At 69.1% G+C, this 22,207-nt stretch carries 25 protein-coding genes and 1 tRNA gene; 13 read left to right on the plus strand and 13 right to left on the minus strand.

The features are described 5' to 3' along the window. Positions 1 to 21 precede the first annotated feature (21 nt). The 3 genes from ACQUS8_RS03105 to tmcA form a co-directional block, all read right to left on the minus strand. Positions 22 to 579: a type 1 glutamine amidotransferase domain-containing protein gene (locus ACQUS8_RS03105; RefSeq protein ID WP_435096761.1), complete on the minus strand. Its 558-nt coding sequence runs from the start codon at positions 577 to 579 to the stop codon at positions 22 to 24. A 69-nt stretch (positions 580 to 648) separates the two neighbouring features. Next, positions 649 to 1,152, minus strand: a complete 504-nt coding sequence (locus ACQUS8_RS03110) for a DUF456 domain-containing protein (RefSeq protein ID WP_435096764.1) — start codon at positions 1,150 to 1,152, stop codon at positions 649 to 651. Position 1,153: 1 nt separating this feature from the next. Then, entirely contained in the window at positions 1,154 to 3,403 is a 2,250-nt protein-coding gene (tmcA, locus tag ACQUS8_RS03115; protein ID WP_435096767.1) for a tRNA(Met) cytidine acetyltransferase TmcA, read from the minus strand. A 231-nt stretch (positions 3,404 to 3,634) separates the two neighbouring features. Here tmcA and rpl7ae point away from each other — a divergent pair, with 231 nt between their 5' ends. The 8 genes from rpl7ae to dinB all read left to right on the plus strand — a co-directional run bounded on the left by rpl7ae (position 3,635) and on the right by dinB (position 11,478). Then, positions 3,635 to 3,997, plus strand: a complete 363-nt coding sequence (rpl7ae, locus tag ACQUS8_RS03120; RefSeq protein WP_435096770.1) for a 50S ribosomal protein L7Ae — start codon at positions 3,635 to 3,637, stop codon at positions 3,995 to 3,997. A 4-nt stretch (positions 3,998 to 4,001) separates the two neighbouring features. Continuing rightward, positions 4,002 to 4,229, plus strand: a complete 228-nt coding sequence (locus ACQUS8_RS03125; protein WP_123076751.1) for a 30S ribosomal protein S28e — start codon at positions 4,002 to 4,004, stop codon at positions 4,227 to 4,229. After that, positions 4,229 to 4,423: a 50S ribosomal protein L24e gene (locus tag ACQUS8_RS03130; RefSeq protein WP_435096774.1), complete on the plus strand. Its 195-nt coding sequence runs from the start codon at positions 4,229 to 4,231 to the stop codon at positions 4,421 to 4,423. The genes ACQUS8_RS03125 and ACQUS8_RS03130 overlap by 1 nt, the downstream gene beginning before the upstream one ends. Next, on the plus strand, positions 4,424 to 4,906 hold the full coding sequence (gene ndk, locus ACQUS8_RS03135; RefSeq protein WP_435096777.1) for a nucleoside-diphosphate kinase: 483 nt from the start codon (positions 4,424 to 4,426) through the stop codon (positions 4,904 to 4,906). It abuts the gene before it with no gap. 106 nt (positions 4,907 to 5,012) lie between these two features. Further along, entirely contained in the window at positions 5,013 to 7,064 is a 2,052-nt protein-coding gene (locus ACQUS8_RS03140; protein WP_435096780.1) for a hypothetical protein, read from the plus strand. Positions 7,065 to 7,101: 37 nt separating this feature from the next. After that, complete coding sequence (locus ACQUS8_RS03145; protein WP_435096783.1) at positions 7,102 to 9,147, plus strand: hypothetical protein; 2,046 nt, start codon at positions 7,102 to 7,104, stop codon at positions 9,145 to 9,147. Positions 9,148 to 9,214: 67 nt separating this feature from the next. Beyond that, on the plus strand, positions 9,215 to 9,976 hold the full coding sequence (locus tag ACQUS8_RS03150) for a GTP cyclohydrolase III (RefSeq protein ID WP_435096786.1): 762 nt from the start codon (positions 9,215 to 9,217) through the stop codon (positions 9,974 to 9,976). Between the two features lie 239 nt (positions 9,977 to 10,215). Next, on the plus strand, positions 10,216 to 11,478 hold the full coding sequence (gene dinB / locus ACQUS8_RS03155) for a DNA polymerase IV (RefSeq protein ID WP_435096789.1): 1,263 nt from the start codon (positions 10,216 to 10,218) through the stop codon (positions 11,476 to 11,478). Here the strand turns inward: dinB and ACQUS8_RS03160 are convergent. From ACQUS8_RS03160 to ACQUS8_RS03190, 7 genes are all read right to left on the minus strand, one after another. Continuing rightward, the gene (locus ACQUS8_RS03160; RefSeq protein ID WP_435096792.1) at positions 11,475 to 11,843 is read right to left on the minus strand and encodes a hypothetical protein; all 369 of its coding nucleotides are present in this window, start codon (positions 11,841 to 11,843) and stop codon (positions 11,475 to 11,477) included. The two genes, dinB and ACQUS8_RS03160, sit on opposite strands and share 4 nt — an antisense overlap. Positions 11,844 to 11,908: 65 nt before the next feature. Beyond that, positions 11,909 to 12,556, minus strand: coding sequence for a triose-phosphate isomerase (gene tpiA / locus ACQUS8_RS03165; RefSeq protein ID WP_435096795.1), 648 nt, complete (start codon positions 12,554 to 12,556; stop codon positions 11,909 to 11,911). Between the two features lie 72 nt (positions 12,557 to 12,628). After that, positions 12,629 to 13,153, minus strand: a complete 525-nt coding sequence (locus tag ACQUS8_RS03170) for a multiprotein bridging factor aMBF1 (protein WP_435096798.1) — start codon at positions 13,151 to 13,153, stop codon at positions 12,629 to 12,631. A gap of 118 nt (positions 13,154 to 13,271) precedes the next feature. Continuing rightward, positions 13,272 to 13,880: a CDP-alcohol phosphatidyltransferase family protein gene (locus tag ACQUS8_RS03175; protein ID WP_435096801.1), complete on the minus strand. Its 609-nt coding sequence runs from the start codon at positions 13,878 to 13,880 to the stop codon at positions 13,272 to 13,274. Further along, positions 13,877 to 14,389: an adenylate kinase family protein gene (locus ACQUS8_RS03180; protein ID WP_435096804.1), complete on the minus strand. Its 513-nt coding sequence runs from the start codon at positions 14,387 to 14,389 to the stop codon at positions 13,877 to 13,879. Before ACQUS8_RS03180 ends, ACQUS8_RS03175 begins: the two co-directional genes overlap by 4 nt. Next, the gene (gene hisC / locus ACQUS8_RS03185; protein WP_435096807.1) at positions 14,386 to 15,459 is read right to left on the minus strand and encodes a histidinol-phosphate transaminase; all 1,074 of its coding nucleotides are present in this window, start codon (positions 15,457 to 15,459) and stop codon (positions 14,386 to 14,388) included. Before hisC ends, ACQUS8_RS03180 begins: the two co-directional genes overlap by 4 nt. Before the next feature lie 165 nt (positions 15,460 to 15,624). After that, complete coding sequence (locus ACQUS8_RS03190; RefSeq protein WP_435096810.1) at positions 15,625 to 16,587, minus strand: C-terminal binding protein; 963 nt, start codon at positions 16,585 to 16,587, stop codon at positions 15,625 to 15,627. Between the two features lie 95 nt (positions 16,588 to 16,682). On the opposite strand from ACQUS8_RS03190, the gene ACQUS8_RS03195 reads away from it, so the two are divergent. Next, the gene (locus ACQUS8_RS03195; protein ID WP_435096813.1) at positions 16,683 to 17,141 is read left to right on the plus strand and encodes a transporter; all 459 of its coding nucleotides are present in this window, start codon (positions 16,683 to 16,685) and stop codon (positions 17,139 to 17,141) included. A gap of 51 nt (positions 17,142 to 17,192) precedes the next feature. Further along, a complete protein-coding gene (locus ACQUS8_RS03200; protein WP_435096816.1) occupies positions 17,193 to 17,540 on the plus strand; it encodes a hypothetical protein in 348 nt (115 codons plus the stop codon). Between the two features lie 90 nt (positions 17,541 to 17,630). Here ACQUS8_RS03200 and ACQUS8_RS03205 read toward each other — a convergent pair whose 3' ends face one another. Beyond that, positions 17,631 to 18,362, minus strand: coding sequence for a fumarylacetoacetate hydrolase family protein (locus ACQUS8_RS03205; RefSeq protein WP_435096819.1), 732 nt, complete (start codon positions 18,360 to 18,362; stop codon positions 17,631 to 17,633). A gap of 104 nt (positions 18,363 to 18,466) precedes the next feature. On the opposite strand from ACQUS8_RS03205, the gene ACQUS8_RS03210 reads away from it, so the two are divergent. Continuing rightward, the gene (locus ACQUS8_RS03210) at positions 18,467 to 19,471 is read left to right on the plus strand and encodes a WD40/YVTN/BNR-like repeat-containing protein (RefSeq protein WP_435096822.1); all 1,005 of its coding nucleotides are present in this window, start codon (positions 18,467 to 18,469) and stop codon (positions 19,469 to 19,471) included. A gap of 44 nt (positions 19,472 to 19,515) precedes the next feature. Here ACQUS8_RS03210 and ACQUS8_RS03215 read toward each other — a convergent pair whose 3' ends face one another. After that, positions 19,516 to 20,499 (minus strand): aldo/keto reductase, encoded by a 984-nt coding sequence (locus ACQUS8_RS03215; protein WP_435096825.1) that lies wholly within the window; start codon positions 20,497 to 20,499, stop codon positions 19,516 to 19,518. Between the two features lie 121 nt (positions 20,500 to 20,620). Between ACQUS8_RS03215 and ACQUS8_RS03220 the strand changes: the two genes are divergently transcribed. Further along, the gene (locus ACQUS8_RS03220) at positions 20,621 to 21,349 is read left to right on the plus strand and encodes a metal-dependent hydrolase (RefSeq protein WP_435096828.1); all 729 of its coding nucleotides are present in this window, start codon (positions 20,621 to 20,623) and stop codon (positions 21,347 to 21,349) included. An 89-nt stretch (positions 21,350 to 21,438) separates the two neighbouring features. On the opposite strand, the gene ACQUS8_RS03225 is transcribed toward ACQUS8_RS03220, so the two are convergent. Beyond that, positions 21,439 to 21,510 (minus strand) — tRNA-Ala (locus ACQUS8_RS03225). Between the two features lie 227 nt (positions 21,511 to 21,737). Here ACQUS8_RS03225 and ACQUS8_RS03230 point away from each other — a divergent pair. Beyond that, positions 21,738 to 22,205 (plus strand): 30S ribosomal protein S15, encoded by a 468-nt coding sequence (locus tag ACQUS8_RS03230; protein ID WP_435096831.1) that lies wholly within the window; start codon positions 21,738 to 21,740, stop codon positions 22,203 to 22,205. Positions 22,206 to 22,207: the final 2 nt, after the last annotated feature.

Consider the following 22,207-nt stretch of genomic DNA (forward strand, 5'->3'; position numbering starts at 1 on the left):
TCCGGGTGCGGTGCGCTGCGGTTACGCTGGCACGGCGGGTTCGCCGCGTTCGGCCTGCTCGGCCTGGTCGACACGGTCGAGTGCCCGATCCATGAACGCCGGCAGGTCGTCGGGGACACGCGAGGTGACGAGGTTGCCGTCGGCGACGACTGCCTCGTCGACGTACTCCGCGCCGGCATTCTGGATGTCGACTTCGAGCGTCCAGTATCCGGTGGCGCGGCGTCCCTCGAGGACGTCCGCGCTGATGAGCAGCTGCGCGCCGTGGCAGATGGCGGCGATGGGGACGTCGTGCTCGTCGAAGCTGGCGACGACGTCCGCGGCCTCCGGTGCCTCGGTGCGCAACGCCTCGGGGGAGTCTCCACCGGGGACGACGAGGAGGTCGTATTCGTCGGCGAACGCGGACGGCGACCGCTCGTCGATGGCATGGTCCGCGTCGAACGTGTACCCGTATTCGCCTTCGACGGCGTCGCCGTCCGGCGTGGCGACGTCCACCTCCCAGCTGTCCTCCTGGAGGCGGTAGTACGGATAGCTGAACTCGCTGTCCTCGAAGCCGTCCGTGGCGACTACGAGTGCCTTCATACCGCATCGGGCGCTAGACGCGCGGTTCGTAAACAGCCTTACGGCCGTCTCCGGCGCTCCGGAGCCCGCTCAGAGGAGGTGGACTAGCAGGACGGCGGCGAAGACGACGCCGGTGAGGAGGAGTTGGACGAGCGCCGACGCGAGGACGGCGGCGGTCGCGTAGGCCGCCGTCCGGAGGCCGACGTCCCGGTCGCCGTGACGCCGGTATTCGAGGGCGAAGACGGTCCCGGCGACGCCAGCGATGACGCCGATTGGCCCGCCGAGCGGCAGGCAGAGCAGGCCGACGGCAGCGGCGACGACCGTCGTCCGGGTCGACGCGCCGCCCGCGTTCGCGCCGAGCGCGCCGCCGAACCAGTCGACGACGGTTGCGACGAGACAGAGCACGACGAGCGCCGCGAGCGCGAGCGTCCCGGGGTCGCCGGTGTGCCACCAGTAGACGCCGACGCCGGCGAGCGACGTGATGCCGCTCGGGAGGAGCGGCAGGACGCTCCCGACCATGCCGAGCGCGAGGAGCGCGAACGCGACGAGGACGGGCGTCGGGACGGACGCGATAGTGTCGGGGAGTGCGAGCATGTCAGGCGTGTCGCTCCCGCTCGGCTTCGACGGCCGCGCCGCCCCACGCCTCGCAGAGCGGTTGCAGGGCGTCGCCGAACGCCCGCATCGCCTGGCCGGTCGAGTGGTAGTCGAGGGTGTCGGCGACATCGTCCCACGGCCGACACTGGAGGAGTTTCAGGACGAACAGCCGCTCGCGGCGGACGGCCTCGTCGGCCTCGTCGGCGAGCGCGGGCGCGTCGTCTCGGACGAGCGCGCAGACGGCGAGCCAGCGGAACGGCTCGGGGTCGACGCTGTACATCGCCGAGCCGAACGCCGAGCCGGCGACGACGCGCCACGAATCGGCGGAGAGCCCGGGGTTGGGCGTCGCGTCGCAGGCGGCGAGCGCGGCGCGCGCGACGTCCGGGTCGAGGTCGGTGAGGGCGTCCGCGAGCACGCCCGCGACGCGGTCGGCGAACCACGACTCGTGGCGCTCGGCGAGCGCCGCGCCGGCGTCGCTCTGCGGGTCGAGCATGATGGCCGAGTACTCGCCGCTGGTGTCGTTTCTGGTGGTGGAGAGGTGGAGCGTCGAGAAGTCGTTTGCCGCCCAGAAATCGAGAAGGTCGGGCGTCGCGCCGTAGCCGACGCCGAGCCAGTCGGTGTCGTCGAACTCCGCACGGACGGCCTCGAGGAGTGCGGAACCAAGTCCACGGGACCGGACGGCGTGGTGGGTGGCGATGCGGACGACGCGCTGCCCGACGGGTGCGGCGGCCTCCGGGTCGCGGAGTTGGCTCGTCAGGACGTCCGGGAGCATGTTGCCCTTCACGCGACTCCCGGTGTACATCGCCTCGCGGGTCTCGGCGTCGAGGCCGCCCTCGCGGGCGAGCAGGCAGACGGCGACGACGTGGTCGTCGTGGCACAGGGCGCGCACGCTGAGGTTCGGCGCGTCGAGGATGCGCGCGAGGTCGTCGGGTTCGGTCCGGTAGTGCGCGGCGACGAGCAGGCCGAACGTCTCGCGCAGGCGGTGTTCGTCGCCCGCGAGCGTCGCCTGGTCGAGCACCGTGTAGTCGGCGGTGTCGGGCGTCGCATCGTCGACGAGCGGGTCGACCGGGGGGCGGGCGTCGAGGAGGAGCGCGCGGAACGCCCACACCTCCACCGGGTCGCCCGCGGCGTACCGAATCGGGTCGTCGAGGCGGACGTCGGTGACGTCGAACTCGCTCGCCGCGAGTTCGTCGCGGAAGCGGACGTCGAACCCACGTCCCGCGCCCTCGTAGCCGTGGACGGTCGTGGTGAATGCCACGCGCGGCGCGTCGAGGAACTCGCCGAGGAGGCGGACGGGGAGCGCGGCCGCCTCGTCCACGAGGACGACGTCCGGACTGTCCGGGAGGTCGGCGGCCGCAGGTGGTTTCGCGAAGCGGATTCGGCCCGCGTCCGCGACGTCGAGACGCGTCCGGTCGGGGCGCTCGTAGTCGGCCTCGAGTCGGTCGCAGACGTCGTCGGCGCGCGCGTAGAGCTCGCGAACGCTCCGGAACGACGGGGCGGTGACGAGGACGTCCAGCCCCTCGACAGCGAGGCAGGCGGCGGCGATGCCGGCCGCGCTCGACTTCCCGCGGCCCCGGTCCGCCTCCGCGACGACGGCCGACCCGGGATCAGAAAGCGACTCGAAAGCGTGGACGGCGGTCATCTGGTCCTCGGTGAGGCAGGCCTCGTACGCCGCCTCCGGAAAGGCGTGCTCGGCGGGCGGTGACGTCTCGGGGGACGCGAGGCGCGGCGCGGGCCGCGTGAGACCGTCGTCAACGACCGTCTCCGAATCGACGTCGTAGATGGCGACGCCGCGGTGTGCGCGGAGCGTCGCGACGAGGCGTTCGCGGAACCGGCCCGTGACGTCCTCGAGGCCGAACGGCGGGACGGCGAGACCGTCGTCGAACTCGTCGCGCGCGTCCGGCCACGCGTCGAGCGGCGGCGTCACGAGGACGAGGAGGCCGCCGCCGTCGACGGCACCGGTCACGCGCCCGAGCGCGTTCGGCCGACACTCCTCGGTGGCATCGTAGACGACGGCGTCGCGGGTGGTCCCGAGGAGCTCGCCGGCGTTCCGCGGCGTGACGTGCTCACAGCGGAGGGCGTCGCGGTGGCCGACGAGCGTCGCGTTCGCCGGGTCGATGTCCGCGGCGTCGAGCGCGTCACCGGCGGCGTCGAAGCCCGCGTCCTGCGCGCCCGCGAGGACGAGCAGACGGCGTTCGTTCACCGACCGGGCCTCCGCACGGAGTCTGCTCGCGACGTCCCTGACGGTCATCGACTCCCGGTTCGTCCGCGACGCCGAAGGGTGTTGCCGTTCGCCGGCCGTCGCCCCCGCGTTGGGGGCCGTGTCTCGCGTTCGCACTCCGACGGGCATTGAAAGCGTTTTTAACCGAGGGGTTCGGAATACGTGTTACAGCCTTCGGGGGGTCATGATGCTCCTAGTCGCCACGGGACTTCGGTCGGCGACGGAGCGCAAGCCCGCCCGAGGGAGTAGGTGAACGTAAAAATGCCAGTATACGTTGATTACGACGTCCCGGCCGACCTTCAGGAGCGAGCGCTCGAAGCGCTCGAGGTCGCCCGCGACACCGGTAGCGTCAAGAAGGGTACGAACGAGACGACCAAGGCAGTCGAGCGCGGCAACGCGGACCTCGTCATCGTCGCCGAGGACGTCTCCCCCGAGGAGATCGTCCTCCACCTGCCCGAACTCGCCGACGAGAAGGGGATTCCCTACATCTTCGTCGAAACGCAGGACGAACTCGGCGTCGCCGCCGGGCTCGAAGTCGGCTCCGCCGCCGCCGCCATCGTGGACGCGGGCGACGCGGAAGACGACGTCGAGGACATCGGCGCGAAAGTCGAGGAGCTGAAGTAAACCCATGAGTGCCGAGGAATCGGAGACTCAGGATTCCACGTCCGCCGAAGTCATCGAGGTCGTCGGCAAGACCGGGATGCACGGCGAGGCGATGCAGGTGAAGTGCCGACTTCAGGAAGGCTCCAACCAGGGCCGTATCATCACGCGGAACGTCCTCGGCCCGACGCGGGTCGGCGACGTCCTCCAGCTGCGTGAGACGGCTCGCGAAGCCGACTCCATCGGAGGTCAGTAATGCCCCAGACCCGAGAGTGTGACTACTGTGGGGCGGACATCGAGCCCGGGACGGGCACGATGTTCGTCTACAACGACGGAAGCACCGTCCACTTCTGCTCGTCGAAGTGTGAGAAGAACGCCGACCTCGGCCGCGAACCGCGCGAGCTCGAATGGACCGAGGAAGGCCAGGCCGAAGGCGGCGAGGGCGAATAAATGAGCCACCACGACGAGCGGACGTTCGTGATGGTCAAGCCCGACGGCGTCCAGCGCGGCCTCATCGGCGAGATCGTCGGCCGTCTCGAGAACAAGGGCCTCAAGATGGTCGGCGGGAAGTTCATGCAGATCGACGAGGAGCTCGCCCACGAGCACTACGCCGAGCACGAGGACAAGCCCTTCTTCGAGGGTCTCGTCGAGTTCATCACCTCCGGACCGGTCTTCGCGATGGTCTGGGAGGGCGCGGACGCCACGCGGCAGGTCCGCCAGATGATGGGCGCGACGGACGCACAGGAGGCCGCTCCCGGCACCATCCGCGGTGACTTCGGGAACGACCTCGGACACAACATCATTCACGGCAGCGACCACGAGGACGAGGGCGCGAACGAGCGCGAGATTGCCCTCTTCTTCGACGAGGACGAACTCGTCGACTGGGAGCAGGAGACTGCGACCTGGGTCTACGAGGACGCGGGCGACCACTAAACTCGTCTTCTCTCCTTTCGGTACGCACCCCGCCCAGCGGCGCGTTTACGCCTGCACGAGCGCCGCTACCGTGGTTCGTAAATAGTCACGAGACGTACCCGGGGTCGTGACGAAACGTGACGACTTGGTCGCGTTCGAGACGAGCGGCGAGTGTCTCGACGTCCGCGACGCCGTGATGGGCGTAACGTGTACGCTCACCGCGAGCGGGCCGATCGACCCGGTCCGAGTGTCGACGGACCGCTTCCTCTTCCCCGTCGACGGCGCGGTCGCCGTCGAGACGGACGCACTCACGCTCCCGACGAACGCCGGGGTTCATGTCCGCAACGAGGCCGGTGACGTCGTCGCGTCCGTGCCCGGCGACGAGTCGTCGCTCCCGGTCGGCACGTATTACGTCGAGTCGACGCCCGGCTGCAAACTCTACGTGAAGGTGTTCGACGCGGCCATCTCGTTCAGCGACGGCCCGACGGACGGTCCTGCGCCGACGACGCTCGAGTTTGACGGGACAGCACGCGTCGCCGCCGGCGTGCGTTCGCTCCACGAGCAGCCGGCGGCGACGATAACGGTGCCGGACGACCCGAGAGCGTTGCGGGAGGCCCTACCGTATCTGGCGTCAAGTGTCAAGGAGTGGTCGTGCGAGCGGTCGTGGCCGACGCTCCGTGGCCACCCACCCCGCATCGAGCGCGGCGACGAACTCGACATCCCCGCCAATCTCTCGAAACCAGACACCGGCGTGACCCTCGCCGTCCCCGAAACCTACGACGCACTCTACACAGTCGCGCCACTCGCCTACTACCTCGGCGCCGACATCGTCGCGAGTGAAACGCCCGAAATCAGGCTCGACAACGGATACACCGACACGATTTCTCGAAAGGAGGAGTCGCTCGCCGCCGGGGTGCGTTCGCTCCTGCGGCGCTGTCTCTTCCTCGACTCGCTGGTGCGGGTCGGAGGGTACTACTCGCTGGAGCGCCAGGAGTACGAGGCGGTCGCCGGCGAGTTGCCCTTCTACCCGCCCGAACTCTACGACTCCTCGATTCCCGAGCAACTCATGGAGTACCTCGAAGTCGACGACGGCGTCTTCGCGGACTACCTCCCGCCGTATCGATATGACGTGGTGATGCGGCCCACCCCCGAGGACGCCGAGCTCGTCCCCTATCTCCTCGACGATTTCGCCCCCGTCCGCATCGAAGGCGACGAGACACCCGCGGACGACGCACTCTACACGGGATATAGTTCGGAGCCGATACCGAGCGGGGCGACGAACCTCTCGGTCGCGGGCTTCGAACACGCGCTCGACGCCCCGCCACGGGAACTCGACGACGAGCGCGTCGCCCTGCTCGGCACCGAGGAGGCGGTGATGAACGGACTCACCGCGGCTTTCACCGACCACGAGGACGGATCGTCGTACGAGCGCGTCCAGCTCGACCACAAGCACGGGTTGCCGACGACGGCGGCGGTTCGGGACGCGCTCGGCGAGGCGTACGGCTTCGTCCACGTGGGTGCGCCGGTCACCGAGGCGGGTATCGCGTGCGCGGACGGCGTGCTCGACCCGGCGACGCTCACGGATATCGAGGCGCGCACCGTCTCGCTCACCGGCCCGCTCGCCGAGGCGGGCCCCGTCCTCGATTCACTCGTCGAGCGCGGTGCGTCCCGCGGCGTGGTGGCCGAAGCGATGCCGGCGCGCGCACTCGGGCAGGTTGTCGGCCACGTCCTCTCCGGTGCGCCGTTCGCCCAGTCGCTCGTCTGGGCCGACTACGAGGGCCCCTATCGGTTCGCGGGCGACGTCGCGGCGTGCCCGGTCGTCCGGAGCGGTGGGTCGACCGTCTCCGAACACCTGATTCACTCGAAATCGACGGACGCCCACGACCTCTCGATGCGGGCATGGTGGAGTCTCGACGGCGACAACGGGATGTCGGCTGGCCTCTCACTCGACTACGTCGTCCACCCGAACCGCCTCGTCGGCACGGTGCTCGAACAGCCCGTGACGCTGACGAGCGAGGAGGTCGCCGATCTCATCGCGGAACGCGACGGCGTCTACGTCCTCAACGGCGACGTCTGCCAATTCGACCGCGAGACAACGGCCGATGACGTTCGGCGCTCCGCGCGGCGCGCACTCGAGGAACCGGAACCCATCGACGCGGGGCGGCGACGATGCGAGTGACCACGGAGTCTAAGTAGCCCAACGGAGTAGCACCGGCGTGACGACGCAGGGAATCGGGCTCGTCGCGTTCAACGTCGAGGGAGCGGCGCTCACGGTTCGCGACGAGATGACGGGGTCGTCATGTGTGTTCGCGACGGGCGAGGAGGTCGACCCCTATCGGGTGTCGACGGACCGCTTCCTCTTCCCCGTCGACGCTGCCGTCTCCTTCGAGACCGACTCGCTCGAACTCCCGGCGAACGCCGGCGTCTACGTCCGCTCGGAGGACGGTGACGTCCTAGGATTCCCGAGCGAGTCGCCGACGCGGTACCCGACGGGGACGTATTACGTCGAGGTTGACTCCTACTGCAAGCTCTACCTGAAGGTGTTCGACGCCGCCCTCGAAACGACCATGGAGCGCCACCACGGCACGGGCGCGGCGACGCTGTCGTTTGACGGACCCACGCGGGTGGCGCTGGGGGCGCGCTCGCGCCACCGGACGCCGGCGGCGACGATAACGGTGCCGGACGACCCGGGAGCGTTGCGTGAGGCGCTGCCGTATCTGGCGTCAAGTGTGAAGGAGTGGTCGTGTGAGCGGTCGTGGCCGACGCTTCGTGGCCACCCACCCCGCATCGAACGCGGCGACGAACTCGACATTCCCACACATCTCTCGAAACCAGAGACCGGCGTGACCATCGCCGTCCCCGAAACCTACGACGCACTCTACACAGTCGCGCCACTCGCCTACTACCTCGGTGCCGATGTCGTCCCCGGTGAGTCGCCCGAACTCCATCTCGCCAACGGGTTCGTCGAACCGCTCAATGGCTCTGAGACATCGCTCACCGAACGGAGTCGGCGACTCCTCTCCCGCTGTCTCTTCCTCGACTCGCTGGTGCGGGTCGGAGGGTACTACTCGCTGGAGCGTCAGGAGTACGAGGCGGTCGCCGGCGAGTTGCCCTTCTACCCGCCCGAACTCTACGACTCCTCGATTCCCGAGCAACTCATGGAGTACCTCGAAGTCGACGGCCGAGTCCTCGAGGACTACCGCCTCCACTGGACCTACGACGCGGTGCTCCGCGACGACGCCGACGACGCCCCGCTCCTGCCCCATCTGCTCGACTTCCCGGCGCCGATACGTGTCGACGATGACGCGTCGCCGGCGTCGGCGGTGTGCACAGGGCAGAGCGGGGGCGCGATTCCGAACGGCGCGACACGGCTGTCAGCGGCGGCCTTCGAGCACTCGCTCGACAATCCACCGGAGGAAGTCGCTGACGCCCGCGTCGCGCTGCTCGGCGCCGACGGGGACGCGACGGATGCCCTCTCCGCGGTCCTCCTCGGCGACCAGCACCGAGAGGTCCGCGAACCGTTCGACCTCGTGACCGACGACCCGACGCAGGACGCCGTCCGGCGGGCTATCGAGGGCGACTCTGACTTCGTCCACGTGGGCGCGCCGGTCACCGAGGCGGGTATCGCGTGCGCGGACAGCGTGCTCGACCCGGCGACGCTCACGGATGTCGAGGCTCGCACTGTCTCACTCACCGGTCCACTCGCCGAGGCGGGCCCCGTCCTCGATTCACTCGTCGAGCGCGGCGCGCGGGCCGGTGTGGTGGCCGAGGCGATGCCGGCGCGCGCACTCGGGCAGGTTGTCGGCCGCGTCCTCTCCGGTGCGCCGCTGGTGCACGCCGTCCGGTGGTCGGAGTTCGACGCCGAGCGTGTCGCGCACCGGTTTGCGGGAAACGCCTCCGTTGCGGTCGTCTCGCGCGAGGGCACGGTCGGCATCAAGGAGTTCAGAGTCGAGTCTCGGGAACCGGACGGGCACCGCCTCCGGGTGGCCGCGTGGGGCGGGTCGATCGCCGGTCGGATGGGTGGCACGTCCGCCGTCGAGTTGCCGTACGTCACCAACGAGTACCGGCTCTCCGGGCAATACGTCGCACAACCCGGCCTGCTGTCCAGCGAGGAGGTCGCCGAGTTGTTCAACGACCGCGACGGCGTCTACGTCCTCAACGGCGAGGTCGACCAGCACGAGGAGGCGATGACCCCGGAGGCGGTGCGCGAGTCCGCGCGACGGGCGCTCGCCGACATCGAGCGCTCCGAACAGGTCGACTAGGGAGACGTTCAGTTCTGAGACGCGATTCAAAACCGATAAGCGCGCCGGGTCCCGAGATGGGGTATCCGTGACGAACGCTCAGGTCACTCTCGTTCAACTCGACAACTACGGGCCGTGGACGGTGACGCCGGAGCCGCGCCGCGAGGCCGACCTCCAAACGATGCAGTCGCGACTCTACGCCGACCTCTCGCAGTTCTTCGGCACTCGTGACGGCTACGTCTTCTTCACGCGCTTCGACAACATGATCGCCGTGACGAACGGCGCGGACCTCGAAGACCACGCCCGCATCCAGGAGTCGATTCGGAACCGCTACCCCGTTACCGTGAGCCTCGGCATCGGGACGGGCCCGAACCCGACGGACGCGCTCGTCGACGCCACCGCACATCTGCAGGCCGCGGGGAGCGCGCAGGACGCCGAGCGCCGCGAGGTGCTTTCCGGCCAGCCGCTCGCGGACGAGGAGCGCGCCGACGACGACGTCCACATCGCACACTTCGACGTGAACGACGCCACTGGGAAGTATACCGACGAACTCGACGCCTTCTCGACGTTCGTCCGCATCGAGCAGGGGTACGCCGCGCTGATGCGCATCCTCCACGACGAACACGACGGTCTCGGGTTCTTCGTCGGCGGCGACAATGTCGTCGCGCTCTGCCCGGAGCTCTCACGCGCCGACTACGAGCACGTCATCGAGCGCGTCCGCGAGGAGGCGAACATGTCGCTGAAGGTCGGTGTCGGCTCCGGCTACACCGCGACCGACGCGGGGATGGCCGCGAAGCATGCGCTCGAGGTATGTCGTGAGGAGGGGACGACGGTCGAGGGCGACGTCTGAATTAACTCAGACCGTACTCCCTAATTTTGTACTCGTTCGGTACTCACACCACGTTTTTACTCTCGGCGGCCATGGTCTCCAGTGATGTCAATCGACGTCCCGAACAACCTGGCCACGGCGCTCGAGCAGTCCTCCGACGACGAGATTGAACGCGCCCTCTGGAACCTCGTCTACGAGCAGGGCCGCGACTCCGACCACTAAGGCGAAGCTATTCCCTCGTCCGTTCCATAGCTCCCCCCATGGTCGAGGGGGAGAGACTGCCGGGCGCGCCGACCCCCGAGGAGCGCGTCGTCCTCCACGTCGACATGGACTGTTTTTACGCGTCCTGCGAGCGCAAGCGCGAGCCACGGCTCCGTGGCGAACCAGTCGTCGTCGGGATGGGCTACGAGGCCGGCGAGACGACGGGCGCGGTGGCGACGGCGAGCTACAAGGCCCGCGATTTCGGGGTCGAGAGCGCCCAAGCCATCTCGACGGCGCTCGAACGCCTCCCGCGACGCGCCGAGCACCCCGAGGACCCCGAGACGGCCCACTACCGGCCCGTCGACCTCGACTACTACGAGGACGTCGCGGCGGACGTGAAGGCGATTCTCCACGACCTCGCCGACACCGTTCGCGAGGTCAGCGTCGATGAGGCCTACATGGACGTCACCGACCGCACCGACTGGTCGGTCGCCGAAGGATTCGCCCGCCACGTCAAACAGCGCATCGAGCGCGAGGTCGGCGTCCCCGCCTCCGTCGGCGTCGCGCCGAACATGAGTACCGCGAAAATCGCGAGCGACTACGACAAACCGGACGGCCTCGTCGTCGTTCCGCCCGACGACGTCGCGGGGTTCCTCGCGCCCATCGACGTCGCGGACGTCCACGGCGTCGGCCCCGTCCGGGCGCGCGAACTCCGCGAGATGGGCATCGAGACGGCGGGCGACCTCGCGGACGCCGACCCCTACGAGCTCACGGCGGCGTTCGGCGAGCGCGGCCGGGAACTCCACGAGCGGGCGCGCGGGCGCGACGAACGCCCCGTCGAACCGAAGGGTGACCCGAAGAGCCTGAGCCGCGAGTCCGCCTTCGACGGCCCCGAAGACGACCACGACCGCGTTCTCGAGCAGGCGCTCGCGCTCGCGGACGCCGTCGCCGAGCGCGCCACCCGGAAGGACGCCCTCTATCGGACCATCGGCGTGAAGGTGGTGACGCCGCCGTTCGACGTCAACACCCGCGCGCGCTCGCTCCCCGGGCCCGTGGACGAACCGGACCTCGTACGGGAGGTCGCCGAGGAGTTGCTCGCGGAGTTCGAGGGCGAATCGGTTCGAAAAGTCGGCGTTCGGGTCTCCAACCTCTCCTTCACTGCGGACGAACAGGCGAAACTCGGCGGGTTCAAGGACGCTGCCACGGATGAGGGCGGTGCCGACGGCGACACCGACGTGCGCGACAGTCCCACGGCCGACCGGGCGAGCGAGCGCGCCTCCGAGCGAGACCCGGAGGGACAGGCGAGCCTCCGAGACTTCTAGTCGCCGGAGACGATGCGCTCACACTCGACGACGAACCCCGCGAGGTTGCGCGCCGCATCGCGCTCAAGCGAGACGATGACGCCCTCGGTGGCGGACTCCCTGATGATGATGAAGACGCCGTTCTCGTAGAGTTCGACCGTCGCGTCGAGGTCACCGAACGGGCTATCGGGTTCGCGGAGCGGGTCGCGCGCTCGGGCTTTCTCGACGACTGCGCTCGTGCGTCGCTCCGCACGTTCGGCCGGCAGGTCGCCGCGCCGATAGAGCGCCTCCCAGCCGTCCTCGGTGTAGTGAACGGCCGTCCGGAAGTATCTCTGTGCACGCGTCGAGACGAACTGGACGAGCGTCTGGTAGCGCCGCTCCGTCATGGGTCCCAGTAGCGAGGCCCGCGACTTACGCGCTCGGGGCGATGCGGGTCGCAGAGACCATCCGATTACCGGAGCGGCGCGACCAGGTCTTCGAGGGCGGCCTTCGGGTCGTCGGCCTTCGCGACGCCGCTCGCGAGAAGGACACCGCTCGCGCCGAGGTCGTCGGCAGCCGTGAGGTCGTCGCCCGTGGAGATGCCGGCGCCACAGTAGACGTCCACGGAGTCGTCGACGGCTTCGGCGGCCGCGACGGCGTCCGTCACGATGTCCGGGTCGGCCGTCGCGACGGAGACGTCGCCGCCGATGAGCTCCGGCGGCTCGACGGCGACCGAGTCGGGACCGAGCGCGGCGACGGCGCCGATCTGCTCGGGGTTGTTCCCGCAGACGCAGGTTTCGAGGCCGGCGCGCTCGGCGGCCTCCACGGACGCGTCGATGTCCGCGAGCTTCAGGCGCTTCTCGGAGTGGTTGATGAGCGTGCCCTCCGCGCCCGCGGCGGCCGCGCGCTCTGCGAGTGTGCTTCCGGTGTGGCTGCCGTGGCCGACCGGGCTGACGTGCTGGGCCCACGTCTCGACGCCCGTCTCCGCGACGGCGGCGATGTCGGCGGCCTGCGGCGCGATGGCGATGCGGACGCCGGACTCCTCGGCGACGTCGTGTGCGGCTTCGGCGACTGCGACCGGGTCGCAGGGGTACGCCTTCAGGTTGACGAGAACGAACATACGCCCCCGTTTCGCCGCCCGCGGATTACCCTTTACGGAAGCCGCAAGAAGAAACTACAGCTGTAGGAAACGCTAGTCCTTCCGCTTGACCATGTCCCCGAGGGTGAGACCGCCCTCGGAGGACCCGCTCTCCCACTCCTCGTCGCCGTCCGTGGCCTCGAGGAGGCTGACGCCGAGTTTCTTCTCGATCTTTTTCCGGACGTCGTCGCTCGGGAGGATGTCGCCGCGTTCGAGTTTGCGGACGAGGCTCGCCTTCTCGTTCATCTCGCCGGCGAGTTCCTCCTGACTGAGACCCATCTGCTCGCGCGCGTTCCGGATGCGCTCGTCGTAGTCGCTCGCGAGCTCCTGCATCTCGTCGAACATGTCGCGCCGGCGGCGCTTCGACCCGCTGGAGGACCCACCGGACGCACTCGTCCCGGAAGACTGGCCCGAGGAAGAGGACGTCGAGTACTTCGTCGACGTAGAGGAGGTAGACTCCTCCGTGCGGACCTCCGTACCGAAGTCGGTACAGTCGTCGCACACGTCGAGTTCTGCCCCCTCGACTTTGATGGTCTTGGGGGTCGACGTCTCGGCCCCGCACATCTCGCACTGAACCATACCGTTGCTTACCGGGCCGCCGGTATAAAGCACACGCCGGGGGCGACGCCGAGTGATTCCCGACCCGCCCGCGCCCGTTCGGTGAGAAAGGACTGCGTTCGCGTGTCTCGAGACGGCGCTACGCGCCGTCTCGTAAGTCCCCCCACGCGCCCCAGAATCGCTGGAACGCGGTGAGGTGCCCGACGACGGCGAAGAAGCCGAGCAGCCACGCGATGAGGCTGAACCCGCCGACGACGGGGATGACGGTCGAAAGGACGCCGACGATGCCCACGAGCGCGAGGCGGTCCGCGCGCCCGAGCAGCCCGCCGTACTGGCGGCCGAGGCCGACGGCCTGAATCTGCGTTCCGAGGTAGGAGGTGAGCAGGACACCGGTGACGGCGGCGAAGCCGAGCAGCCACGACCGGACGCCGGCGGCGAGGCCGGCGAGGATGACGACGTCAGCGTAGCGATCAAGGACGTGATCGAGCAGGTCCCCACCTTTCGAGTCGACACCGGTCTCGCGGGCGACGGCGCCGTCGAGTAGGTCGAGCCAGCCGTTCAGGAACACCAGAATCGCGCCGAGGACGTAGCCCGCGGCCGTGCCGAGGTAGAACGCGCCCGCGGCGCCGATAGCAACGACGAACGCGACGACGCTGATGGCGTCCGGCGTGAGGCCGAGGCGGACGGAGACGGCGACGAACGGCCGGAGCAACCGCGAAGCCAGCGGGCGGAACTGGTCGAGCGTCACAGTAGGTACTCCGTGAAGTCGACCTCACCCGCGCTCGGCTCGCGCTCGCCACGAATCACCGCGTCGATTTCGGCGGCAACGTCGGCGGGCGTCCGGTCGGTGGTGTCGATTTCGTAGACGCGCTCCTCGCCGTGGCGCTGGACGGCCTCCGAGAGGATGACGTCGAGCGCCTCGGACTCGGCGTTCTCGCGGGCCTTCTGCTCGGGTTCGCCGCGCTCGGTCAGACGGCCCTCGAGCGTCACGGGGTCACAGCGCAGGACGACCACCGCGTCGACGTCGGCCAGGTAGTGCGCGAGGTGGCTCTCGACGAGGACGTCGTCGGCGTCCGCGTACTTCTCGACGAGCGCGTCCATGTCGGCGACGAGGCTGTCCCGGGCCTCGTCGCGCTCCGTGAACAGCTCCTCGTCCTTCACAACGTCGTTCAGGTGGACGACGTCGAGGTCGGTCTCGAGGTGCTCGGTCGCGGTGGTCTTGCCCGTTCCCGGGGTGCCGGTGACGACGACCCTCATTCTGCGAGGACCTCGTTGAGTTCGCGGACGGCGCGCTTCGTCTCCGCCTCGGTGCCGCAGGTGACGCGAATACACTCCGGGAGGCCGAAACTCGAGCAGTCCCGGACGATGACGCCGCGCTCCTGCATCGCCTCTGCGACGGCCGTCGCGTCGCCGACGTCGACGAGCAGGAAGTTGCCGTGGCTCTCGTAGGTCGGCGCATCGATGTGCTCGGCCATGTACTCGCGGCTCCAACGCGCCGTCTCGACGGTCTGCTCGACGTGCGCGTCGTCTTCGAGCGCGGCGAGGCCGGCGCGACACGCGAGGAAACTCGCGGCGAACGGCGTGTTCACGCGCGCGTAGGCGTCCGCCCACTCCTCGGGGACGAGCGCGTAGCCGAGGCGGAGGCCGGCGAGCCCGTACGCCTTCGAGAACGTGCGCAGCACCGCGACGTCGTCCCGGTCGCGCACGAGGTCGACGGCGCTCGGCGCGTCCGTGAACTCCCCGTAGGCCTCGTCGACGACGACGAGCGTCTCCGCGTCGGTCTCCTCGGCGATGCGCTCGACGTCGTCAAGCGTGAAGCGCCCGCCGGAGGGGTTGTGGGGGCTGGTGAGGTAGACGACGCGCTCGCCGTCGTAGGCGTCGAGTACGCGCTCGGCGGTGAGTTCGAAGCCGTCGTCGGCGGTGACTTCGTACTCGGCGACGTCGCCGTGGTGGAAGCGCGCGCTCATCCCGTAGTAGGAGAAGCCGGGGGTCGGGACGAGCACCTCGTCGCCGGGTTCGAGGGTGGCGCGGTGGAGGTAGTCGAGCGCGCCGTCGCCGCCGTTCGCCAACCAGACCTGCTCGGCGGTGACGCCCCAGTCCGCTGCGAGCGCGTCCGTGAGGTCCTGGTGGTCGGCGGTCGGGTAGTGGTGGACCTCCTCGGCGCTCGCCTCGATGACCTCGGCGGCCGCCGGACTCGGCCCGAACATGTTCTCGTTCGACGCGAGTTTGACGAACTCCTCGGGATCACGCCCGAGTTCCCGCGCGACTTCCTCGATGCCGCGGCCCGCGCGGTACTCGACGTGGTCCGAGAGGTCCCGTGGTCGCATGTCCGGTGGAAGCCGCCGGTTCGACTTAAACGGGCCGGTGCGGCGCGCGTGGCGTCGGCACGGGACACCGCGCACGGAGTTCCCGAAGAATCGCGTTGCTCGCGCCTCGCTATCGTTCAGCGCTCGCCTATTCGTGATTCCGAGCGAAGCGAGGAATCACGGGTCTCACCAGCCGTCGGGGTTCACGTCGTGCGCGGGTTCCTCGCCGGCGAAGACCCGCGCGAGGTCGCGAGCGACCGTCTCGTTCGCCTCTCTTCGTGCCTCCTCGGAGTACCACCCCGAGTGGGGCGTCGCCACCACGTCGTCGCGCTCGGGGAGCGGGGAGTCCCGGGGTGGCTCCGTCTCGAAGACGTCGAGGCCGCCGGCCGCGACCTCGTCGTTTTCGAGGGATTCGCGGAGTGCCGCCTCGTCGACGACGCCGCCGCGGCCGGTGTTGACGACGACGCCGCGCTCGGGGAGTGCGTCGAACCACTCGGCGTCGACGAGGCCGCGCGTCTCCTCGGTGAGCGGCGCGTGGACGGAGAGGTGGTCGGCCCGCTCGCGGAGCTCCTCGGTATCGACTTTCTCGACGCGGTACTCGGCCATCGTCTCCGCGTCGACGTAGGGGTCGTAGGCGACGACGTCGACGCCGAACCCGCGGAGGCGCTCGGCCGTGCCGCGCGCGATGTCGCCGAAGGAGACGAGGCCGACCGTGTCCCCACGGAGGCGGTGGAGGTCCCGGCCCGCCCACGTGTCCCACGTGCCCTCGGCAACGCGGTGGTCCTGCGCGGCGACGTCGCGGACGCACGCGAGGAGGAGCGAGACGGCGTGCGTCGCCACCTCGTCCACGCAGTAATCGGGGGCGTGCAGGACGACGACGCCCGCGTCCGCGGCCGCCTCGACGTCCACGTTATCGACGCCGATGGACGTCTGTCCGAGCACGGAGAGCGACGGGAGACCCGCGAGGACGTCGCCGGTGAGCTCGACGCGGCCGTTCGTCACGACGGCGTCGGCATCGCGGTCGCGGACCGCCTCGCGCAGTCGCTCGGGCGAGGGCATCGCGACGACGTCCACCTCGGCCTCGAGGCGGTCGCGGAACACCGCCGGTTCGAGCTTCGGGTCGTCGTCAAGCAGGACGTGTGTGGTCATGTGGCGGGGTTCGCCCGGCCGGGACTTGGGCGTTTTCGCCGGCGCACACTCCCGAGACCGCTACGCATTAGGAGTCGCCGTCCGCACGTCCCGACATGGCGACAGCACTCACGGCCGTCTACGCGCTCCACCTCGTCTTCGGCGCGCTCTGGACGGGGAGCGTCGTGTTCTTCACGTACAGCTACCTCCCGGTGGCGAGCCGAGGCGACGTCTCCGTCGGCGTCCTCGAATCCGCGACGAGCAAGCTCACCACCGTCTCGCGCGCGGGTGCCTCCCTCCAACTACTCACGGGTGCGGTGCTCGCGAGCCCGATGGGCGTCGCGACGACGGCCGCGTACTGGTCGAGTACGACCGGCTACCTCGTCGTGGCGATGGTCGTCCTCTGGCTCGCGCTCGCGGCGCTCACCGAGATGGCGGCGTCGCGGCTCCGTGACGGTCTCGACGTCGACAAGGTCCGTTCGCCCGCCCGCGACGCCTCGACGCTCCTCCGCGCGGCGAGCGTCGTCGCCGTCCTCCTGCTGGTCGACGCCGGCCTCCTCGTCGCCGGCGTCTGAGGCCGCCGTCGGCCCCCTCGTTTTTCCGCTCTCGCCGAGTCACTGACGCGTATGGCAAGTGCACTCAGCTCACTCATCCTGTTCGTCGTCAGCCTGCTCGTCGGCGGCCTCGGCATCTACGCCGGGGCGCGCGTCATCACCGGCGTCGAGGACTATTCGCACGCCGTCGTCACCGCCGTCATCGGCGCCGTCGCGTGGGCGGTGCTCTCGTGGATACCCCTCATCGGCGGCCTGCTCGCGCTCGTCGCCTACGTCTGGGTCATCAACTGGCGCTACGAGGGCGGGTGGGTGAACGCCATCCTCATCGCGCTCGTCGCGTGGGTCGCCACCGCCATCGTCGTCACCGTCCTCGGAATTCTCGGCGTGCCCGTCAGCGGTATCGGCGTCCTCGGAGCGTAACGAGCGGAAAAATACCTTTTCTCGCGGTGTCCGTCCGACCCCGCCTCGGAGTGCCGTCTCGGCACCGGGGCTGAGTCCAGTGGTGGCCGGTCAGTCCTGCACGACGTCGACTTCGAGAGTGCCGACGCCCTCGACCTCGGCCTCGACGTGGTCGCCGTCCGTGAGCGGGCCAACGCCCTCGGGGGTGCCGGTGATGACGACGTCGCCCGCCTCGAGGGTCATGTACTGCGTGACCTCCTCGAGGAGCTCGGGGACGCTGAAGATGAAGTGCTCGGTGTTCGAGTCCTGCCGCGTCTCGCCGTTCACGCGCAAGGAGATGTCGGCGTCCTCGGGGACGTCCTCGGGGTCGGCGACGACCGGGCCGAGTGGGCACGAGCCGTCAAAGGCCTTTCCGCGCACCCAGTTCTGCTCTCTGTCCTGGTCGTCGCGGTTCGAGACGTCGATGGCGACGGTGTAGCCCGCGACGACGTCCTCGGCATTTTCGGCGGCGACGTTCCGACACTGCTCGCCGATGACGACGCCGAGTTCGACCTCGTGCTCGACGGTTTCCTTGTCTTCGGGGAGCGTGACGGTGTCGCCGTGGCCGGCGACCGTGTTCGGTGGCTTGAGGAAGAGGAGTGGACGGTCGGGGACGTCCTCGCCGCGCTCTGCGGCGTGCTTCGCGTAGTTCCGGCCCACACAGACGATTTTGCTCGGGTCGCTCGCGGGGAGGAGGTCGACCTCGTCGAGCGCGTAGTCGCGGCCGCCGAAGGAGACGTGGTCGCCGTGGTGTTCGCCCTCGCGGACTGCGCCCGCCGGGTCGCGGAATCTGACGTGTCGCATACGCCGGTCGTTCGACGCGTGGAGACTAAACATTGCGATTCTGAGGTGTATTTTTCCGTCGAGAGGTAGTGTATTAAACCGGCGCGAGGGCGAACAGGCCGAGTATGTGGAGCGACAGCGCGACCGTGCGGGAGTGGCAGACCGCCGAGTCACCGACACAGAAGACCCTCTATCAGGTCGTCCAGACGGCGCGTGGGCCGTTCGCCGTCGGGTCCTCCGGCGTCATCGTCACGCGCCGCGACGGCGAGTGGCTGACCGTCGTCGAGCACGGCCCGGCGACCCGTGACAACGCCCTCCGGGGCATCGACGTTACCGACGACGGAAAGCGTGTCTGGTACCTCGGCGGCAGCGGCGCGCTCGGCTGTTACGACGTCGAGACCGACCGGAAGTACGACTACTCCTTCCCGCAGGGAAAGACTTCGACGTGGACCGGCATCGCCGTCGCCGGGAAGGCCGGCAGCGAGAAAGCCCTCGCCGCGAACGGCTCGGGAACCGTGCTCCCGTTCGCCATCGACGGCTTCGACGTCGACTGGGCGCCCGCGACGAAACCCGGGTCGGGGTCCACCATCGCCGCGCTCGCCGCCGCGCCCGACGGCACCGGGTTCGCCGTCGACACCTCCGGGAGCGCCTACAAGACCACCGCCGACGACGGCTGGGAGGACATCGGCGTCGTGAACGCCCAAGTGGGCTTCAACGACATCTCCGCCGGCCCGAACGGACGGGTCTACGTCGCCGGCGGCACCGGGAAGCTCTACCGCTACGACGACTCCTACAACGCGTGGACGCCGATACAGGTCGGCGCGAACGCCCTCGAAACCGTGGCCATCGACGACCAGACCGTGCTCGTCGCGGGCGGCGGCGGGCAGATTTACCAGCGCACCCCGAGCGACGACGTGCCGCGCTGGGACCGCCTCCACTCCCCGACGAACAAGACGATTCGCGACGTCGCGCTCGGCCAGACTGACGTCGGCGTCACCAGTGGCGGCGGCATCATCGTCCGCGACGGGAGCGGCACCGAGCGCAAGAACGAGAGCGACGGCACGAGCCCCGACGGCGACAACTACGAGGGGCGCGGCGAGCAGTACGACGGCTCCAGCGGCAGCAAGTAGGTCGTCGCGCGGCGGCCACGCCGAGGTGCTGATTCCGCGCGGTCCTACCAGCGGTGGTGGACGTACTCCTTCACGTACGCCTCGTAGACGTCCCGGGCAGCGCCGTGCTGGCGGTGGCTGAGCGGCGCGAGCTCCGCCGCCTCGACGTTCTCCTCGATGTGCTCGGGCGACGTGCTCCCCGGAATGACCGTCGAGACCGCGTCGTGGTCGAGAATCCAACGGAGCGTAAACTGCGCGAGCGTCACGTCCGCCGGCGCGTACGCCTCCAGCTCGTCCGCCGCGTGCGCGCCCACGTCCTGTGGGACGCCCGCGAACGTCTCCCCGACGTCGAACGCCTCGCCCTCGCGGTTGAAGTTCCGGTGGTCGCTCTCCGGGAACGACGTCTCCGCGTCCACCGCGCCCGTCAACAACCCGGAGGCCAGCGGGACGCGCACGATGACGCCGACGTCCTCCTCGGCCGCCCGGTCGAGGAAGCGCTCGGCGGGCCGCTGGCGGAACGGGTTGAAGATTATCTGCACCGTCTCCACGCCGTCGTACTCGATGGCCTTCAGGCCCTCCTCGACGCGCTCGACGGAGACGCCGTAATGGTCGAGCAGGCCGTCCTCTTTCAGCGCGTCCAGCGCCGCGAACGTCTCCGGCCGGTAGTAGACGTCCGTCGGCGGGCAGTGCAACTGCACGAGGTCGAGCGTGTCCACCTCGAGGTTCTCCCGCGAGCGCTCCACGAAGCGTCGGAGGTTCGACTCCGTGTAGCCCGACGCGAGGTGCGGATCGAGCCGTCGACCGGCCTTCGTCGCCACCGTCGGGGACTCCTCGCGCTCCGCGAGCACCTCCGCGATGAGTCGCTCCGAGCGGCCGTCACCGTAGACGTCCGCCGTGTCGAGGAAGGTGATGCCCGCGTCGAGCGCCGCGTGCAGCGCCTCGCGCGCCTCCTCCTCGCCGACCTCGCCCCAGTCGCTCCCGATCTCCCACGTGCCGAGGCCGACCGGCGTCACGTCGAACCCAGTCGAACCGAGCGTGCGTTCGTCCATACGCGCCCCTGGACGCGCGCCGCCCGTAACCGTTCGGGTCGCGGTATCGGGCGTTCCGGAGGCGGCGCGACTCACCCGGCCTGTAGGGTTTATGAGGCGGCCGTGAGTAGCCCTGCCCGTCATGCAGATTACCTGGTACGGACACTCCACGTTCGGCGTTGACGTCGACGGCGAGTCGCTCCTCATCGACCCCTTCTTCGACAACCCGAAGACCGACACCGACCCCGAAGAACTCGACCCCGACTACGTCCTCATCACGCACGGCCACGCCGACCACATCGGCGATGTCGATCGCTTCCGCGACTCGCACTTCGTCGCCACGCCCGAGATCATCAGTTATCTCACCGACGAGTACAGCATCCAGAACGGCACCGGCATGAACCTCGGTGGGACCTTCGAAACCGAGGAAGCCTTCGTCACGATGGTGCGCGCCGACCACACCAACGGCCTCGACACCGACTACGGCGCGACGGGCGGGATGCCCGCCGGCTTCGTCGTCAGCGACACCAAGCCCACGCAGGTCGCCGACGAGGAGACCCAGACCTTCTACCACGCCGGCGACACCAGCCTCCAGACCGAGATGCGCGAAGTCATCGCGCCCTACCTCGAACCGGACGCCGCCGCCGTCCCCATCGGCGACCACTACACCATGGGCCCGATGCAGGCCGCCGTCGCCACGGACTGGCTCGACGTCGAATACGCCATCCCCATGCACTACGACACCTTCCCCGCCATCGAGCAGGACGTTGCCGACTTCGAACGCGAAGTCGACGCGACCGGGAGCGTCGCCGACGTCGTCGCCCTCGACGGCGACGAGACGCTCGACCTTGCCGACGAACTCGGGTACTAAACGAACTCTCCGTCGTTTTTTGAGGCGTAAGAACGCGTAGAACGACCAGCGACGGCGCTACGGAACGTAGAAGTGTAGGAAAAACTGGATGGACTCGCCGGGATTTGAACCCGGGGCCTCTCCCATGCCAAGGGAGTGATCTACCACTGATCTACGAGCCCTCGAACGCATCTCTTCGTATCCGGGGGACGTAATTGAACCCTTCGATTCGACCCCGACGCCGAGTAGAAACCCTTTACCGGCCGAGGCACGCACTCGTCTGTAGGGAACTGCACGGCCGCATATCTGACTCGCCGCGCGCTTGCGCGGCTCGGGAGTGTGGCAGTGCTCGGGCGCACACCCGCGCCCAGCGCCGCACAGCGGTTCGTGTCGTTCCAATTCGAAGACTATGGCACGAATGCACACCCGCCGTCGCGGCTCGTCCGGTTCGGACAAGCCGGCGGCAGACGAACCCCCGGAATGGAGCGACGTCGATTCGGACGCCGTCGAGGAGCGAGTCGTCGAACTGGCCGAGGAGGGGTACGACCCCAGCCAGATCGGCATGAAGCTCCGTGACGAGGGCGTTCAGGGGACGCCGATCCCCGACGTCAAGCTCGTGACGGACAAGAAGATCACGACCATCCTCGAGGAGAACGACGCGAAGCCCGACCTCCCCGAGGACTTCCGGAACCTGCTCGAGCAGGCCGTCCGTCTCCGCGAGCACGTCGAGGAGAACGGCCAGGACCACCAGAACCGGCGCGCACTCCAGAACACGGAGTCGAAGATTCGCCGTCTGGCGGACTACTACCGCGGTGACGAGCTCGACGAGGACTTCACGTACTCCTACGACGTCGCCGCCGAACTCCTCGAAGACTAACC

It is taken from the genome of Halarchaeum sp. P4 (genome assembly GCF_051195175.1).
Lineage (GTDB): Archaea > Halobacteriota > Halobacteria > Halobacteriales > Halobacteriaceae > Halarchaeum.

What these genes read in the sequence shown, in the direction of transcription:
- ACQUS8_RS03105 (WP_435096761.1), bottom strand. Translation starts at nt 579, where the DNA reads ATGAAGGCACTCGTAGTCGCCACGGACGGCTTCGAGGACAGCGAGTTC.
- ACQUS8_RS03110 (WP_435096764.1), bottom strand. Translation starts at nt 1,152, where the DNA reads ATGCTCGCACTCCCCGACACTATCGCGTCCGTCCCGACGCCCGTCCTC.
- tmcA (WP_435096767.1), bottom strand. Translation starts at nt 3,403, where the DNA reads ATGACCGTCAGGGACGTCGCGAGCAGACTCCGTGCGGAGGCCCGGTCG.
- rpl7ae (WP_435096770.1), top strand. Translation starts at nt 3,635, where the DNA reads ATGCCAGTATACGTTGATTACGACGTCCCGGCCGACCTTCAGGAGCGA.
- ACQUS8_RS03125 (WP_123076751.1), top strand. Translation starts at nt 4,002, where the DNA reads ATGAGTGCCGAGGAATCGGAGACTCAGGATTCCACGTCCGCCGAAGTC.
- ACQUS8_RS03130 (WP_435096774.1), top strand. Translation starts at nt 4,229, where the DNA reads ATGCCCCAGACCCGAGAGTGTGACTACTGTGGGGCGGACATCGAGCCC.
- ndk (WP_435096777.1), top strand. Translation starts at nt 4,424, where the DNA reads ATGAGCCACCACGACGAGCGGACGTTCGTGATGGTCAAGCCCGACGGC.
- dinB (WP_435096789.1), top strand. Translation starts at nt 10,216, where the DNA reads ATGGTCGAGGGGGAGAGACTGCCGGGCGCGCCGACCCCCGAGGAGCGC.
- ACQUS8_RS03160 (WP_435096792.1), bottom strand. Translation starts at nt 11,843, where the DNA reads ATGACGGAGCGGCGCTACCAGACGCTCGTCCAGTTCGTCTCGACGCGT.
- tpiA (WP_435096795.1), bottom strand. Translation starts at nt 12,556, where the DNA reads ATGTTCGTTCTCGTCAACCTGAAGGCGTACCCCTGCGACCCGGTCGCA.
- ACQUS8_RS03170 (WP_435096798.1), bottom strand. Translation starts at nt 13,153, where the DNA reads ATGGTTCAGTGCGAGATGTGCGGGGCCGAGACGTCGACCCCCAAGACC.
- ACQUS8_RS03180 (WP_435096804.1), bottom strand. Translation starts at nt 14,389, where the DNA reads ATGAGGGTCGTCGTCACCGGCACCCCGGGAACGGGCAAGACCACCGCG.
- hisC (WP_435096807.1), bottom strand. Translation starts at nt 15,459, where the DNA reads ATGCGACCACGGGACCTCTCGGACCACGTCGAGTACCGCGCGGGCCGC.
- ACQUS8_RS03190 (WP_435096810.1), bottom strand. Translation starts at nt 16,587, where the DNA reads ATGACCACACACGTCCTGCTTGACGACGACCCGAAGCTCGAACCGGCG.
- ACQUS8_RS03195 (WP_435096813.1), top strand. Translation starts at nt 16,683, where the DNA reads ATGGCGACAGCACTCACGGCCGTCTACGCGCTCCACCTCGTCTTCGGC.
- ACQUS8_RS03200 (WP_435096816.1), top strand. Translation starts at nt 17,193, where the DNA reads ATGGCAAGTGCACTCAGCTCACTCATCCTGTTCGTCGTCAGCCTGCTC.
- ACQUS8_RS03205 (WP_435096819.1), bottom strand. Translation starts at nt 18,362, where the DNA reads ATGCGACACGTCAGATTCCGCGACCCGGCGGGCGCAGTCCGCGAGGGC.
- ACQUS8_RS03210 (WP_435096822.1), top strand. Translation starts at nt 18,467, where the DNA reads ATGTGGAGCGACAGCGCGACCGTGCGGGAGTGGCAGACCGCCGAGTCA.
- ACQUS8_RS03215 (WP_435096825.1), bottom strand. Translation starts at nt 20,499, where the DNA reads ATGGACGAACGCACGCTCGGTTCGACTGGGTTCGACGTGACGCCGGTC.
- ACQUS8_RS03220 (WP_435096828.1), top strand. Translation starts at nt 20,621, where the DNA reads ATGCAGATTACCTGGTACGGACACTCCACGTTCGGCGTTGACGTCGAC.
- ACQUS8_RS03230 (WP_435096831.1), top strand. Translation starts at nt 21,738, where the DNA reads ATGGCACGAATGCACACCCGCCGTCGCGGCTCGTCCGGTTCGGACAAG.